Source organism: Thauera sp. SWB20 (genome assembly GCF_000831325.1).
GTDB classification, from domain to species: Bacteria; Pseudomonadota; Gammaproteobacteria; order Burkholderiales; family Rhodocyclaceae; genus Thauera; species Thauera aminoaromatica.
In genome coordinates this window covers 145,871-161,203 of record NZ_JTDM01000013.1, presented here as the reverse complement: position 1 = coordinate 161,203, position 15,333 = coordinate 145,871, and the positions used below count along the sequence as shown (strand labels likewise).

General features: G+C 71.9%; 15 protein-coding genes. 12 read left to right on the top strand and 3 right to left on the bottom strand.

Annotated features, from left to right (window positions below):
- Positions 1 to 61 precede the first annotated feature (61 nt).
- Positions 62 to 319, bottom strand: a complete 258-nt coding sequence (locus PO78_RS04655; RefSeq protein ID WP_043742377.1) for a PepSY domain-containing protein — start codon at positions 317 to 319, stop codon at positions 62 to 64.
- Positions 320 to 518: 199 nt separating this feature from the next.
- Here PO78_RS04655 and PO78_RS04650 point away from each other — a divergent pair, with 199 nt between their 5' ends.
- The 12 genes from PO78_RS04650 to PO78_RS04595 all read left to right on the top strand — a co-directional run bounded on the left by PO78_RS04650 (position 519) and on the right by PO78_RS04595 (position 11,580).
- Complete coding sequence (locus tag PO78_RS04650; protein ID WP_043742376.1) at positions 519 to 1,187, top strand: thermostable hemolysin; 669 nt, start codon at positions 519 to 521, stop codon at positions 1,185 to 1,187.
- Positions 1,171 to 2,691 carry an AMP-binding protein gene (locus tag PO78_RS04645; protein WP_043742374.1) on the top strand — a complete coding sequence of 507 codons (1,521 nt, stop codon included), beginning with the start codon at positions 1,171 to 1,173 and terminating at the stop codon, positions 2,689 to 2,691. Before PO78_RS04650 ends, PO78_RS04645 begins: the two co-directional genes overlap by 17 nt.
- Complete coding sequence (locus tag PO78_RS04640) at positions 2,688 to 3,341, top strand: TenA family transcriptional regulator (RefSeq protein ID WP_043742373.1); 654 nt, start codon at positions 2,688 to 2,690, stop codon at positions 3,339 to 3,341. Before PO78_RS04645 ends, PO78_RS04640 begins: the two co-directional genes overlap by 4 nt.
- Before the next feature lie 11 nt (positions 3,342 to 3,352).
- On the top strand, positions 3,353 to 4,159 hold the full coding sequence (locus PO78_RS04635; protein ID WP_043742371.1) for an SDR family oxidoreductase: 807 nt from the start codon (positions 3,353 to 3,355) through the stop codon (positions 4,157 to 4,159).
- Positions 4,156 to 4,872 carry a tetratricopeptide repeat protein gene (locus tag PO78_RS04630; RefSeq protein WP_043742370.1) on the top strand — a complete coding sequence of 239 codons (717 nt, stop codon included), beginning with the start codon at positions 4,156 to 4,158 and terminating at the stop codon, positions 4,870 to 4,872. The genes PO78_RS04635 and PO78_RS04630 overlap by 4 nt, the downstream gene beginning before the upstream one ends.
- Before the next feature lie 61 nt (positions 4,873 to 4,933).
- On the top strand, positions 4,934 to 5,593 hold the full coding sequence (locus tag PO78_RS04625; RefSeq protein WP_043742368.1) for a response regulator: 660 nt from the start codon (positions 4,934 to 4,936) through the stop codon (positions 5,591 to 5,593).
- Entirely contained in the window at positions 5,593 to 7,137 is a 1,545-nt protein-coding gene (locus PO78_RS04620; protein WP_043742367.1) for an ATP-binding protein, read from the top strand. Before PO78_RS04625 ends, PO78_RS04620 begins: the two co-directional genes overlap by 1 nt.
- Positions 7,138 to 7,261: 124 nt before the next feature.
- The gene (locus PO78_RS04615) at positions 7,262 to 7,780 is read left to right on the top strand and encodes a pyridoxamine 5'-phosphate oxidase family protein (protein WP_043742366.1); all 519 of its coding nucleotides are present in this window, start codon (positions 7,262 to 7,264) and stop codon (positions 7,778 to 7,780) included.
- The gene (locus tag PO78_RS04610) at positions 7,777 to 8,724 is read left to right on the top strand and encodes a radical SAM protein (protein WP_043742365.1); all 948 of its coding nucleotides are present in this window, start codon (positions 7,777 to 7,779) and stop codon (positions 8,722 to 8,724) included. The genes PO78_RS04615 and PO78_RS04610 overlap by 4 nt, the downstream gene beginning before the upstream one ends.
- Before the next feature lie 172 nt (positions 8,725 to 8,896).
- Complete coding sequence (locus PO78_RS04605) at positions 8,897 to 9,403, top strand: hypothetical protein (protein WP_043742363.1); 507 nt, start codon at positions 8,897 to 8,899, stop codon at positions 9,401 to 9,403.
- Positions 9,404 to 9,778: 375 nt separating this feature from the next.
- Entirely contained in the window at positions 9,779 to 10,960 is a 1,182-nt protein-coding gene (locus tag PO78_RS04600) for an MFS transporter (protein WP_004305335.1), read from the top strand.
- Entirely contained in the window at positions 10,957 to 11,580 is a 624-nt protein-coding gene (locus PO78_RS04595) for an acyl carrier protein phosphodiesterase (protein ID WP_052484360.1), read from the top strand. Before PO78_RS04600 ends, PO78_RS04595 begins: the two co-directional genes overlap by 4 nt.
- Positions 11,581 to 11,652: 72 nt before the next feature.
- Here PO78_RS04595 and PO78_RS04590 read toward each other — a convergent pair whose 3' ends face one another.
- Both PO78_RS04590 and PO78_RS04585 read right to left on the bottom strand, forming a co-directional pair.
- Complete coding sequence (locus tag PO78_RS04590; protein ID WP_043742362.1) at positions 11,653 to 11,901, bottom strand: hypothetical protein; 249 nt, start codon at positions 11,899 to 11,901, stop codon at positions 11,653 to 11,655.
- A 74-nt stretch (positions 11,902 to 11,975) separates the two neighbouring features.
- The gene (locus PO78_RS04585; RefSeq protein ID WP_043742361.1) at positions 11,976 to 15,203 is read right to left on the bottom strand and encodes an error-prone DNA polymerase; all 3,228 of its coding nucleotides are present in this window, start codon (positions 15,201 to 15,203) and stop codon (positions 11,976 to 11,978) included.
- Between the last annotated feature and the right edge of the window lie 130 nt (positions 15,204 to 15,333).

Below are 15,333 nucleotides of genomic sequence, written 5' to 3'. Positions count from 1 at the left end.
GGCGCTCCTGTGGGGGTGGAGGAGGGCGGCGCACGATCGCGCGCCGCCCTCCGATGGCGACTCACTTGCGTTCGAGTTCGGCGCCGGTCTCGGGGTTGAAGTAGATCTCCACCTTCTTTCCATCCTTGTCGAAGCCGTAGATCTCGTAGCAGTCGTTCTTGGTGACCTTGAAGGTCTTGATCTTGTAGCCCTGGGCTTCGACCTTGGCCTTGAAGTCGGCCTCCTTCATCCACTTCTCCTTGGGGGCGGTGCAGGTGGGGCCGGCGAGGGCCGAGGTGGAAACGAGCGCGGCGGCGGCGAGGGCGAGAATGCGGTTCATGTCGGTTCTCCGGTTTGTCGATCGATCGCGCTCCGATGCGGAACGCGAGTGCAATCTAAACCCGCGTACATGAAGGCAAGCTGAACAGCCCGGCGCGTGGTTTCGGCGCGCGCCGCGCGCGGTCGGGGCCTCCTTAAGCTGCACTTAAGCCAGCATGGTCAGGATCCGGTCCAGTTCTCATCAATGGACCCGGACACACATGGACCTCCCATGGCTCGACCACCCTTCCAGCGCCGCCCCGGGCGCGCAGCCCGCGGCGCGCAGCCTTCGCCTGCTCGAGGTCGATGAAGCCCGCCGCCCGGCGGTGGAAGACTTCGTGCGCGAACGCTTCGCGGCGCATTACCAGGCGCGCGTGCGCCACTTCATGCCCCGACTGTTCGCCCTCGAAGCTGCGGATGGCAGCCTGCATGGCGCGGTCGGCTGCCGCGGCGCGGCGGAGCAGGGGCTCTTCCTCGAACGCTACTTCGACGAGCCGGTCGAGCGCGTCATCGCGCGGCGAGCGGGCGAGCGGGTGGAGCGCGAGGGGATCGTCGAGGTCGGCAACCTCGCCGCCCACGGAGCCGGCACCGCGCGCCTGCTGATCATCGCCCTCACCCGCATCCTCGCCGCCGAGGGCCTGCGCTGGGTGTGCTTCACCGGCACGCCAGCGCTGATCAACAGCTTTCGCCGCCTCGGTCTCGATCCGCTCACGCTCGGTCCCGCTGATCCGCGCCGCATGGGCGCCGAACTGCCGGAGTGGGGCCGCTACTACGACGCCGGCCCGCTGGTGATGGCGGGCGAGATCCGGGGCGGGGATCGCACCCTCGCGGGCGCCGGCCGCGAGCTCCAATCCGGGCGTGGAGGGCAGCTCCGTGCCGGATGCGTCTGAGTTCTTCCTGGCCGGCCTCGCCCGCCATGGCGGCCGGCCCGCGCTGCGTGGCGAGAGTGGGGAGATTGCCTTCGACCGCCTGCCCGAGGCCGTCGCCGCGTGCAGGGGTGTGCTCGAGTCGGTGGCTGCGCGCCGTGTCGCGCTCGCGCTCGACAACGGCCTACAGTGGGCGCTCTGGGATCTCGCGCTGCTTGCCGACGGGCGGGTGTGCGTGCCGCTGCCGGGCTTCTTCTCGCCGGCGCAGCAGGCTCACGTGCTCGACAGTGCCGGCGTCGATACGCTGATCGTCGACCCAGTGGCCGCCAGCGCGAGCGCGGCGGTGTTCCCGGGCTTCGTGCCGGTCGCGCCCGGGATCCTGCGGCGCGCGCCGGCGCAGGTCGCGGCGCTGCCCGCGGGGACGGTGAAGATCACCTATACCTCCGGCACCACCGGCCAGCCCAAGGGGGTTTGCCTGAGCGCGGCGGCGCAACTCGCGGTGGCGCGCAGCGTGGCACAGATCGGCGCGGCGTGCGCGGTCGAGCGTCATCTGGGTGTGCTGCCGCTGGCGACGCTGCTCGAGAACATCGCCGGGCTGTACGCCGGCCTGCTCGCCGGCGCCTGCGTCGAGCTGCTGCCGATGCGCACGATCGGCTTCGGCGGCGGCGGGGGGTTCGATCCGGCGCGCTTCCTGCAGACCCTGCATGCGCATCGACCGCATAGCCTGATCTTGTTGCCGCAGATGCTGCTCGCCCTGGTCGGAGCCGCCGAGCAAGGCCATGCGCTGCCCGCCGGGCTGCGTTTCGTCGCGGTGGGCGGCGGGCAGGTGTCGCCGCGGCTGCTGCAGCGTGCCGAAGCGCTCGGGCTGCCGGTGTACGAGGGCTACGGCCTGTCGGAGTGCGCCTCGGTGGTGTGTCTCAACACCCCGTCGGCGCGCCGTATCGGCACGGTGGGGCGGCCCTTGCCGCACGCTGGTGTGCGCATCGGCGACGAGGGCGAGGTGCAGGTGCGCGGCGCGCGCATGCTCGGCTACCTCGGCGAGGCGCCGCCCGCGGACGCGTTGGCGGCGGACGCGTGGCTGGGCACCGGCGACCTCGGCCATTTCGACGACGGCTTCCTGGTCCTGCACGGACGCAGGAAGCACCAGTTCATCACCGCCTTCGGGCGCAACGTGAACCCCGAGTGGGTCGAGGCGGAGCTGGTCCAGCAGGGAGCGATCGCGCAGGCCTGGGTGCACGGTGAGGCCCGCCCCGAGAACCTCGCCGTGCTCGTGCCGCGCCGCGCCGACTGCAGCGACGTCGAGCTCGAGGCGGCGGTGGCCGCCGCCAACGCGGGCCTGCCCGACTACGCGCGCGCGCACCGCTGGCTGCGCGCCGAGGCGCCCTTCACCCCGGCAAACGGCCTCCTCACCGCCAACGGCCGCCTGCGCCGCGCTGCGCTCGCGGCGCACTACCTGCCGCGCAGCGGCGCCGATGGCGGCGCCCCGGGCGTCCACTTCACCTCCTTCAGCGACGAGACCGAAACATGAGCTTCTTCCAGCAACTCCAGGACCAGACCGTGGCCGAACGCGACATGCTGTTCGCCGCGCCGATTATCCAGCAGGCGCTCGTCGGCAAGGTCGCGCTGCCGAGCTACATCGCCTTCCTCACCGAGGCGTATCACCACGTCAGCCACACCGTGCCGCTGCTGATGGCCTGCGGCGCGCGTCTGCCCGCACGGCTCGAATGGCTGCGCGGCGCGATCGCCGATTACATCGACGAGGAGTATGGCCACCAGGAGTGGATCTTGAACGACCTCGCCGCCTGCGGCGCCGACCCCGAGGCGGTGCGCCGCAGCCAGCCGGCGCTCCCCACCGAACTGATGGTGGCCTATGTCTACGATCGCATCGCGCGCCATAACCCGGTGAGCTTCTTCGGCATGGTCAACGTACTCGAAGGCACCAGCATCGCGCTCGCCACCCGCGCGGCGGGAACGATCCGCAGCAGCCTGGGGCTGCCGCCCGAGGCCTTCAGCTACCTGAACTCGCACGGCAGCCTCGACCTCGAGCACATGGATTTCTTCGCGACCCTGATGAACCGGCTCGACGAGGACGACGACCGCGCCGCGGTGGTGCATACCGCGCGCGTCGTCTATCGCCTGTACGGCGACATTTTCCGCGGCCTGCCGCTGGCGGCCTGAGGAGCGCCGCGATGGAACTGAGCGGATGCCGCGTGCTGGTCACCGGCGCGAGCGGGGGCATCGGCGACGCGCTGGTCGAGCAGCTTTGCAAGGCGGGCGCGCAGGTGCTGGCGGTCGGTCGCGACGCGGACAAGCTCGCGGCCGCGCAGGGGCGCTTTCCGCACGCGCTGCGCGCGCTCGCCGCCGATCTCGCCACCCCCGCCGGCGTCGATGCGGTGGCTGCCGCGGCGCGGGATTTCGGCGGCGTCGACTGCGTGGTCCAGGCCGCCGGCCTCAACCGCTTCGGCCTCGTCGAGCAGCAGGACGACGACGCCATCGCGGCCCAGGTCGCGCTCAACCTGGTGGCGCCGATGCTGCTCACCCGGCGCCTGCTGCCCTTGCTGCGCGAGCGCCCGCGCGCGCTGCTGCTGTTCGTCGGCTCGACCTTCGGCGCGATCGGCTATCCCGGCTTCGCGCCCTACAGCGCCACCAAGTTCGGTCTGCGCGGCTTCGCCGAGGCCTTGCGCCGGGAACTCGCCGACGGCCCGGTGCGCGTGCTCTACCTGGCGCCGCGCGCCACCCGCACCGCGATGAATGCCGGCGCGGTGGTCGAGATGAACCGCGCGCTCCGCGTGGCGATGGACCCGCCGGCGCAGGTCGCCGCCGCGATCGTGCAGGCGCTGCGCGACGAGTCGCCCGAGCGCCATCTCGGCTGGCCGGAGCGCTTCTTCGCCCGCCTCAACCGGCTGCTGCCGCGCGTGGTCGATCGCGCCCTGCGCGGACAGCTGGCCACCATCCAGCGTTTCGCCCATTCCGAACCGGAGGAAAACCGCCCATGAACATGCCCGACCACAAACCGTTCGCCACCGCGACACTCCGGCTCGCCCGCCGCGTCGCGCTCCCGCTCGCCTTTCCGCTCCTTTCCCTGCTGGCCGCGCCGGCCGCCTTCGCGCTCGCCGACACCGGCAAGGCCGAGCTCCAGGCCGTGCAGGGCCGCTGGGCCGACATCCACTACGGCCTGCCCGAGAAGCAGCGCGAAGCGGCCTTCGCCGAGCTCGCCGAGCGCGCCGCGAGGGCGGTCGCCGTCGAGCCCGAGGCGGCCGAGCTGCGCATCTGGCACGCCATCGTCGTGAGCACCTGGGCAGGGGCGAAGGGCGGGCTCGGCGCGCTCGGCCTCGTCAAGGAGGCCAAGGCCGAGCTCGAGACCGCCCTGCGGCTCGACCCGCGCGCGCTCGACGGCTCGGCCTACACCAGCCTGGGCGGCCTCTACTATCAGGTGCCCGGATGGCCGCTGGGCTTCGGCGACGACGCGCAGGCCGAAAAGCTGCTGAAGCAGGCCTTGGCGATCAACCCCGGCGGCATCGATCCCAATTACTTCTACGGCGACTTCCTCTCGCGGCAGAAGCGCTACGCCGAAGCGCGCACGGCGCTGGAGAAGGCGCTCGCCGCCCCCGACCGCCCCGGGCGCGCGAGCGCCGACGCCGGCCGGCGCGCCGAAGCGCGCCGCCTGCTCGAGCAGGTGGTCGCGAAGCTGGCGCAAGGCGCGCAGTAAGGGTCCAATATGCGGATGAACGCAGCGCCCATGAATGCAGGGAACACGAGGGAGGGAAGGGATGCGCATCCTGCTCGTCGAGGATGATGCCGCGCTCGGCGAGGGGATCCGCGTCGCGCTCAAGCCGGAGGCGTACACGGTCGACTGGGTGCAGGACGGGGCGAGCGCGCTGCATGCGCTCACCCACGAGGACTTCGCGCTCGCCGTGCTCGACCTCGGGCTGCCGCGCATGGACGGGCTGGAGGTGCTGCAGCGCCTGCGCGCCACCGCGAACGCGGTGCCGGTGCTGGTGCTCACCGCGCGCGACGCCACCAGCGACCGCATCGCCGGGCTGGATGCGGGCGCGGACGACTACCTCGTCAAGCCCTTCGACGTCGACGACCTCAAGGCCCGCATCCGCGCGCTGCTGCGCCGCAGCGCCAATCGCGCGCAGCCGGTGCTGAACCACCGCGAGGTGCTCCTCGACCCGGTGAACCAGCAGGTGAGCTACCGTGGCCAGCCGGTGCTCCTGCAGCGCAAGGAGTTCCTGCTCCTGCACGAGCTGCTCGCCCAGCCCGGCCGCGTGCTGACCCGCGACCGGCTGCAGCAGGCCCTGTACGGTTGGGGCGAGGAGGCCGAGAGCAATACGCTCGAGGTGCATATCCACCATCTGCGGCGCAAGCTCTTCCCCGAGCTGATCCGCACCGTGCGCGGCGTCGGCTATCTGGCGGACAAGGCCTGATGCGCTCGATCCGTCGCCGCACCCTGTTGCTCGTGCTCGGCCTGCTCGGCGTGGCGCTGGGTGCGATCTCCTACCTCGGCTATCGCGATGCCCGCCACGAGGTACGCGAACTCTTCGATGCCCGTCTCGCCCAGCAGGCGCGCCTGCTCGCGGGCATGATCCCGGGCGGGATGGCACCGGATGCACGTGCGGCGCTGCAGGACGCGCTCGATGCGGGGGGGCTCGGTGCGGCCGTGGGGGAGGGGACGGACGCGGAACGCGAGGACGGTGACGAGGCGCTGCCGCTGGGCCACGAGTACGAGGGCAAGCTCGGCTTCGTGGTGGTCGACGACCAGGGGCTGGCCTTGCTGCAGTCCGCCGCGGCGCCGATGGGTGCGCTCGACCTGCTGCTCGGCGCACGCACCAGGGGCGCCGAGCAGCAGGGGCTCGGCGAGGTGGGAGAGGATCTTGCGGGCTATCACACGGTGAGTCTGCACGATGGCGCCTGGCGGCTCTTCCTGCTCCGGGATGCGCGCGACCGCCAGTGGATCCTGGTCGGCGAGCGCGAGGACGTGCGGGGAGAACTCCTGGGCAGGATCACCTTGCGCAGCGTGCTGCCCGATCTCGTCGGGTTGCCGTTGGTCGCCGTGCTGGTGTGGCTGGCGATCGGCTGGGGCCTGCGCCCGCTCGCGCGCATCGTCGAATCCTTGCAGGCGCGCGGGCCGGACGACCTCTCCGCCCTCGCGCTGCAGGACGTGCCGCAGGAGCTCGAGCCGATGGTGGCCGCGCTCGACCGCCTGCTGCATCAGGTCAACGAGCTGCTCGAACGCGAGCGCCGCTTCCTCGCCTATGCCGCGCACGAGCTGCGCACGCCGCTGGCCGTGCTGCGCATCCATGCCCAGAATGCGCTGCAGGCGCCTGATCCGGCCGATCGCGAGGAGGCGCTCCGGCTGCTGGGCTCGGGCATCGAGCGTGCCACCCGGGTGGTGGCGCAGTTGCTGACGCTGGCCCGCCTCGAACCCGACGCGAGCCGGCCCAAGAGGCTGCCGATCGAGCTGCTCGCGCTTGTCCGCGAGCAGCTCGCCGAGCTGACCCCGCTCGCCGACGAACATGGTCAGGACCTCGCCCTCGAGGCGGACGAGGGGGCCGACTTCCACCTGCTCGGCGATGCCGGCAGCCTGGGCATCCTGATGCAGAATCTGGTGGGCAACGCGGTGCGGCACACGCCGCCCGACGGCTGCATCCGCGTGCTGCTCGAGGCCACGCCCGCAGCCATCGTGCTGCGGGTGCAGGACAGCGGCCATGGCGTGCCGCCGGAGCTGCGCGAGAAGGTGTTCGAGCGCTTCTTCCGCGCTGGTGGCGGGCAGGGGGCGGGTCTCGGGCTGGCGATCGTCGCGCGCATCGTCGAACTGCATGGCGGCACGATCGCGCTCGACGGCTGTGCGCTCGGCGGGCTGGAGGTGCGGGTGGTGCTGCCGCGGGATGCCGCCGTGCCGCGCCGGGTGAAGGGCGATGAGGGGAAGGTGCTGCCGTGCTCCACGTCCGGCGGAGCGGCCCGCCCTTAAGCGTCGCTTAAGACGGCGTCCTTACCGTGAACCTGCGCTCCGCGTGGGAGCGCTCGTCGGGTGCAAGTCGGCCCTCCGGCCGTTGCCGAGCGCCCGGCGTGAACCTGCGAGCGGGGACGGGAAGATGCCATCGAATGAAGATTTCCATGCCGGCGAGCGCGCCCTGCAGCAGCGCTGGGGCACCGCATCGCTGTGGGACGCGGCGCGCCGGGAGCGGCTGCTGTGGGATCACCTCCCGGACTGGGTGCAGCCCCGGCTCGCGGCGGCCCCGTTCTTCTTCCTCGCCACCAGCGATGCCACGGGGCGTTGCGACTGTTCCTTCAAGGGGGGCGGCCCCGGCCTGGTGCGCATCCTCGATGCGCGCCGCTTGGCGTTCCCGGATTTCGACGGCAACGGCGCGTTCATGAGCCTGGGCAACCTGCGGCAGAATCCGCAGGTCGGCTGCCTGTTCATCGACTTCGGCGACGGCGCCCGCCTGCGCGTCAATGGACGGGCGACGCTGCTCGAGGGCGAGGCGGCGGCCAGGCTCTTCCCCGGGCAGGACCGCGCCGTGGTGGTGGACGTCGAGCAGGTCGTGCCCAACTGCGCCCGCCACGTCCCCACACTGCACCCCCCCACTGCCGACGCGCGGGGCGCTGCATGAAGATTCCCTACCGCATCGCCGCCAACGTCGAGTGGACCAGCAAGTGCAACGCCGCGTGCGCGATGTGTCCGCGCGAGGCCATCGACCGCCCGCAGTCGATGAGCATGGCGACCTGGCGGCAGGTGCTCGATCGCCTGGCGCCGGACGAGATCTTCCGGGTCGTGCTGGCCGGTTACGGCGAGCCGACCACGCATCCCCGTTTCTTCGAGTTCATCGACGAGTTGCGCCCGCACCCGGTGCGCTTCGACATGGTCAGCAATGGTCACCTGCTCGACGTCGAGCGCCTGCGGCACCTCGACGGTGCGATCGACCTGCTGATGGTGTCGTTCTCCAGCATCGACCCGGACGTCTATGCCCGCGTTCACGTCAATCTCGACCAGCGCCGCGTGATGGACAACCTGCAGGCGGCGAGCCGCGTCCTGCGCCGCACCCGGCTTGCGATCAGCCTCACCCCGATGCCCGACTGCCTGCCCGCGCTGGGCGACACCATCGCGTGGTTGCGCGCGCATGGGATCGAGCGGCTGACCATGTCGCCCACGCTCTACAACCGCGGCGGCAAGCTCGAGGCCCATCGCCTGGCGAGCGCGGAGCTGCGGCGGATGATCCGCCGGCACGGGCTGCGCTCGCAGGAACTCGACTTCGTGCCGAGCGCGGCCGAGATCTTCCGCCAGTGGCGGCGCAACCGCTTCGGCTGCATTCCGCGCAATGTCGACCTGTTCGTCGCCGCGGGCGGTGACTATCTCTACTGCTACAACGATGTCGCGCACCGCCATCCGATCGGCCATGTCGCCGCCGATCCGGTGGCTGCGGTGTTGCGGCGCCGCGAGGGCATGGCGGCGCTCCCGACCTTGTGCGAGGGCTGCAACATGCGCCATCGCTATGGTCCCCGCGAGCTGCTGCGGGCAGGGGTCGGGTTTGCCCGGGCGCGCCTGCGGGAGGGATGAAGGTCTGGCGGGCGGGCGTCGTGGCAGTGGTGTGGCGGCTGACGGGACGGCGATACACTGCGGTACACACGCCCCCCGCGGGAAGACTACATTTGACGCGGACGAGCCTGAGAGCTGCCATGCCCTCCGGGAGGGCCGGCGAGCAATGTCCAACGTCGTAAAGGAGAAGACCATGAAGACGCGTACGCTGATGGCAACGGCAATGGGTGTCCTGTGCGCAGGGCTGACCTTCGCCCAGCAACCCGTCGCGGCGCCGGGGGAGGAGGCGCCCGTCTTCGGCGCCCAGATCATGACCGAGCAGGAGCGCGTGGAACATCGCGAGCGCATGCGTGCTGCGGGTACGCCCGAGGAACGCGAGCAGCTGCGGCTCGAGCATCACAAGCAGATGGTCGAGCGTGCACGCGAGCGCGGCGTCACCCTCCCCGACGAGCCGCCGATGCGCGGCGGCATGGGGGCGGGCGGTGGCATGGGGGCGGGAGCCGGGATGGGGGCGGGCGGTGGCATGGGGCCGGGCGGAGGACGGGGACCCGGAGCGGGTATGGGGCTCGGAGGGGGGATGGGTCCGGGAGGACGCATGGGATCCGGAGCGGGGATGGGATCCGGAGCGGGCATGGGATCCGGAGCGGGCATGGGATCTGGCGGCGGCGCCGCGCCCGGAGGAGACGTTCCCGCGCGTTGAGGCGCGGTCTGCGCCCAAGTCCTCGAGCTGTCGCCCTGCAGGCCGGGGCACGCCAGGCTTGCCTCCGAGGACGCGATCGTGCGTGATCTTGTCGAAACCGCCCTGGCCGTCGGCTTCGAGCCGGGCGCGGGGGGCGGCCGATCGCGACTTGCGTCGCTCCCACGAAAATCGCAGCCGCCGCATGCACGAGATGCGCGAGGGCTCCCGTGTAGGCGCGATGCAAGTCGCGATCATCGCGGACGGATCTGCATGGCGCCGACTGGCAACGCCACGGCCGCCTCCGCGCCGAGCCACCGCTTGGCTTGCGCGCTTGCGGAGGCGTGGCTCGGACAGAACGAGTAGAGTTCAGTCTCTCGTGTACATAAGCATTCAACGATGAAGAAGAATCTCTGGCTGCTCGCGATCGCGCAGGGCCTGTTCCTGACCAACAACGTGGTGTTCATCGCCATCAACGGCCTGGTGGGCTTCAGCCTGGCGCCGGTGGGCTGGATGGCGACGCTGCCGGTGATGGGCTACGTGGTGGGCGGGGCGTTGTCGACCGGGCTGGTGGCGCGCAGCCAGCGGCGCTGGGGGCGGCAGGTCTCCTTTCAGCTCGGCCTGCTGGTGGCCTTCCTGACCGCGCTGCTGTGCGCCTTTGCGCTGTCGCTCGGCAGCTTCTGGCTGCTCGTGGCGGGCACGGTGGTCGCCGGCTACTACAGCGCCAACGGCCAGCTCTACCGTTTCGCCGCCGGCGAGCTGGCGCCGTCGTCCTTCCGCGAGAAGGCGGTGTCGCTGGTGCTGGCAGGCGGCCTCATCGGTGCGGTGATCGGTCCCAACCTCGCCAACCACACGCGCGAGGCGATGGCCGTGCCCTTCCTCGGCTCCTATCTCGCGCTCGCGGTGGTGGCGCTGGTGTCGATGGCGGTGATGGCCGGAATCCGGTTTCCGCCGCAGCCGGTGAAGAAGGCGGGTGCCGACGGCGGACGGCCGCTGGGCGAGATCCTGCGCCAGCCGGTGTTCATCGTGTCCGTGCTGGCCGCGGCGATGAGCTACGGCGTGATGAACCTGCTGATGGCGGCCACGCCGCTGGCGATGGACGTGTGCGGCATGCCCTTCTCGGACGCGGCGCTGGTGCTGGAGTGGCACGTGATCGGCATGTTCGCGCCCGGCTTCTTCACCGGCCACCTGATCAAGCGCTTCGGCGTGCTGCGCATCATGGGCGTGGGCGTGGTGCTGAACTTCGCCTGCGTGGCGGTGGCGCTCTCGGGCCAGGACCTGCACCAGTTCCTGCTCGCGCTCTTCCTGCTCGGCGTGGGCTGGAACTTCCTGTTCACCGGCGCGACCACGCTGTCGATGGAAGCCTACCGGCCGGAGGAGAAGGACAAGGCGCAGGCGGCGATCAATTTCGTGGTGTTCGCGGTGATGGCGTTTACTTCTTTCGCCTCGGGCGCGCTGGTGACGACGCAGGGCTGGAATCTGCTCAACGTGGGCTCGATCGCGCCGCTCGCGCTCACCGCCGCGGCGCTGGGGTGGCTTGCGCTGCTGCGGCGGCGTGCGGCGGACGGGCAGGGCGCATGAACTTCCTCGCCCACGCCTGGCTTGCCGGAGAGTCGCCCGCGCTGGTGGTGGGCGGGGTCTTCGGGGACTGGGTCAAGGGGACACTCCCGGGCGCGCTGCCCGCCGACCTCGCACGCGGGGTGGCGCTGCACCGCGCGATCGACGCCTTCGCCGAGACCCACCCGGCCTTCCGCGCCAGCCGCGCCCGCGTGTCGGCGGCGCGGCGGCGCTACGCCGGGGTGCTGGTCGACATCTTCTGGGACCATCTGCTGGCGCGCGACTGGGCGGAGCATGGGGAAGGGGCGCTGGCGTCCTATTGCGCCGGGGTGTACCGGCAGCTCGCGGCGCGCAGGGCGGACCTGCCCGCGTCGGCTCACCTTGCGCTGGAGCGGATGGCGCGCGAGGACTGGCTGGGCAGCTACGCCGGGCTGGAGGGCATCGCCGACGTGCTCGCGCGCATGGGCCGGCGGGCGCGCCAGCCCAACCCGCTCGCGGGCGCGGAGGTGGAGTTCGTGGCCGACCCGGCGGGCTTCGCGCAGGATTTCGCCGACTGGGTGCCGGATGCCCGGCGCTTCGTGGCGGAGTGGCGGGACGGGCGCGCGCGCGGAGGGCGCCGGGCCGGCTTGAACGACGCGGCGTGAGCGAAGTGCTGCGAGCGAGGTGGGGCGAAGCCACGTCACCACGCGAACTGGGCCGGGTGGTGTCGCGCCGCCTCAGGTCAGGTGCACCGGGCGCGCGGCGAAGGCCTCCGCCAGGGTGGCGAACTCGCGGCTGCGGTCGGCGCTGAGGCGATAGAAAACCCGGTTGTCCTGCGTGCGCCCGCAATAGCTGCGGATGACGACGCGCTCGATGCCGGGGATGCCGCGGTTGGCTTCGACGATCTTGATCGCTCCCGTGCCGGTGTCGTACACGCCCGGGTGTTCGCGGAATCCGAAGGGGTCGTCGATCTTGTGCGCGTTCATGGAAGAGGCTCCTCGAACCGGAATCGCAACGGGGGAAAGGATAGCACCGGCGGGTAGGAGGCGCGTACGGGCCGTCAGTGAAAATCCCGGCTGCGCGCGGCGAGGCTGCCGAGCAGGGGCGAGTGGTCGACCACCCGGCTCGCCACCAGATGCACGACCCGGCCCTGGCGGCGGATCTGGCCGAACACGCCCATCAGGCGCGCCCCGAGCAGGATGCGGCGCTGCTGTTCGAAGAGCTCGGGGCGGACGATCACGTTGGTGAGCCCGGTCTCGTCTTCCAGGGTGAGGAAGAGCGTGCCCTTCGCGGTGCCGGGGCGCTGGCGGCAGGTGACCAGGCCGGCGCCGCGGGCGAGCATGCGGTCGGGCGCGGCGGTGATGTCGGCGGCGGTGAGAAAGCGCAGGCGGGCGAGCTGCTCGCGCACGAAGGCGAGCGGGTGGCGACCGAGGGTGAAGCCGAGGCGGGCGTAGTCGGCGAGCAGGTCTTCGGCCTCGGCGGGGGCGTCCAGCGTGGCGGCGACGTCGCCGCCAGGGGCTTCGGCGAGCAGGCCGGGCAGGGGCGCGGCGCCGCTCGCCTGCCACAGGGCCTGGCGGCGATGGCCGGCGAGGCTGGCGAGGGCACCGCCGGCGGCGAGGGTGCGCAGCTCGCCGGTGTCGAGCCGCGCGCGCGCGGCGAGGTCCTGGGTGTCGGCGAAGGCGTGTTCGCCACGCGCGGCGGCGATGCGCGTGGCGGCCTCGCGGCCGAGGCCGCGGATCATGCGCAGGCCGAGGCGCACCGCGGGCTGCGCGCTGTCGGCGGCCTCCAGCATGCAGTCCCACGCGCTGGCGCCGACGTCCGCCGCGCGCACCTCCACCCCATGGCGGCGGGCGTCCTGGATCAGCTGCGCGGGCGCGTAGAAGCCCATCGGCTGGCTGTTCAGCAGCGCGGCGAGGAAGGCCGCGGGCGCGAAGCACTTGAGCCAGGCCGAGGCATACACCAGCAGCGCGAAGCTGGCGGCGTGGGATTCGGGAAAGCCGTAGCTGCCGAAGCCCTCGATCTGCTGGCACAGGCGCTGGGCGAAGTCGGGGTCGTAGCCGTTGTTCGCCAGCCCGTCGAGCAGCTTCTGGCGGTAGCGCTCGAGCTCGCCCTTGCGCCGCCAGGCACCCATCGCGCGGCGCAGCTGGTCGGCCTCGCCGCCGGTAAAGTCGGCCGCGACCACCGCGAGCTGCATCACCTGCTCCTGGAAGATCGGCACGCCCAGCGTGCGCGCCAGCACACCGCGGATCTCTTCGCGCAGGCCGTCCAACGGATCCTCGCCGCGCGCCGCACGCTCGCGCGCCTGCAGGTAGGGATGGACCATGCCGCCCTGGATCGGGCCGGGGCGCACGATCGCGACTTCCACCACCAGGTCGTAGAAGCGTTGCGGCCTCAGGCGCGGCAGCATGGTCATCTGCGCGCGCGACTCGACCTGGAACACGCCGACCGAATCGGCGCGCGACAGCATTTCGTAGACCTCCTTTCGTTCGCGCGGGATGGTCGCCAGCGTCAGCGCCTCGCCGCGCCATGCCGACACCAGGGCGAGGCCGCGACGCAGCGCCGACAGCATGCCGAGCGCGAGCACGTCGATCTTCATCAGGCCGACCGCGTCGAGGTCGTCCTTGTCCCACTGGATCACGGTGCGATCGGACATGGCGGCGTTCTCCACCGGCACCAGCTCGTCGAGCCGGCCGCGCGCGATGACGAAGCCGCCGACGTGCTGGGAGAGGTGGCGCGGAAAGCCGATGAGTTCCTCGGTGAGTGCGACCAGCCTTTGCGTGACCGGGCTGGCGGGGTCGAGCCCGGCCTCCGCGAGGCGCTCGGGCAGGATGTGGCGGCCGTCGAACCAGTGGTGCTCGCGGGTGAGGCGCTCGATCTGCGTCTCGTCGAGGCCGAGCGCGCGGCCGACGTCGCGCAGCGCGCTGCGTGCGCGGTAGCGGATCACGGTGGCGGCGAGCGCGGCGCGTTCGCGGCCGTACTTGCGGTAGAGGTACTGGATGACCTCCTCGCGGCGCTCGTGCTCGAAGTCGACGTCGATGTCGGGCGGCTCGTCGCGCTCTCGCGAGATGAAGCGCTCGACCAGCATGATGCCCAGCTGCGGGTCGACCTCGGTGATGCCCAGCGCCCAGCACACCACCGAGTTGGCCGCCGAGCCGCGGCCCTGGCACAGGATGCCGCGCTCGCGGGCGAAGCGCACGATGTCGTGCACGGTGAGGAAGTAGGGCTCGTAGCCGAGCTCGGCGATGAGCGCGAGCTCGTGCTCGATCTGCGCGCGCACCGTGGGCGGGGCGGGGTCTTCGGCCGGTGGCGGTGCGGCCGCGATCGTGGCAGGCGCGGCTGCGCGGCGCTCCTTGCCGGCCTTGCCGTAGCGCCAGGCCAGCCCGCCCTCGACCAGCCGGCGCAGCCAGCGCGTCGGGGTCTCGTCCGCGGGGACGAGCTCGGCGGGGTACTCGTAGCGCAGCTCGTCGAGGTCGAAGCGGCAGCGCGCCGCCACCGCCACGGTCTCGGCGAGCAGCTCGGGAGGATGGCGGCGGGCGAGGGTCGCGCGCTCGTGCAGGCGCAGCTCGGCATTGGGCGCGAGCGCCAGGCCGGCCTCGGCCACGCTGCAGTGCAGGCGCAGCGCGCTCATCACGTCGGCGAGCGGGCGCCGCGCGGCCTCGTGCATGAGCGCGCCGCCGGCGGCGACCGCAGGGACGCCGGTGGCCTGGGCGATGCGCAGGATCCAGTGCAGGCGGGCGGGATCGCGTCCGTCCAGGCGCGGGGTGTGGGCGATCCAGGAGCGTCCGGGGAAGCGCTTCGCCAGCCAGCGCGCTTCGCTGCGCAGGGCGATGGCCGCGTCGCCGGCGGCACCCGGCGGCGGGAATTCCTCGGGTGGGATCAGCAGCGCCAGGCAGCCGGGCAGGGCTTCGGCGGCAGCCTCGTCTGCGCGGGTGGCGTCGAGCATCGCGCGCGTGAGGTGGTAGCGGCCCTTGTCGGCGCTCCGCCTGGCCTGGGTGAGCAGGCGCGAGAGCCGGCCGTAGCCGGCGCGATCGGCGGCGAGCAGGACGAGGCAGGGCCCGTCGGCGAGGCGCAGCTCGCAGCCGACGATCAGGCGCGGCCGGCCGGCTTCGGGCAGGGCCTGCAGCGCGCGGTGGGCGCGCACCACGCCGGCGAAGGAGCATTCGTCGGTGAGGGCGATCGCGCTGTAGCCGAAGGCTGCCGCCTGCGCGACGAGCTCCTCGGGGTGCGAGGCGCCGCGCTGGAAGCTGAAGTTGCTCAGGCAGTGGAGTTCGGCGTAGGCGGGAAGCATGTGTTGACTGTATAAAAATACAGTTCATCAGGCAAGTCGTGCGAGTGCCCTCCACGGCGATTGCGGGTCCACCGCAATCGCGCAATCCGGACCTGCTGTTAAACTCGCGTCCTTTGCAACACCGTGCTGG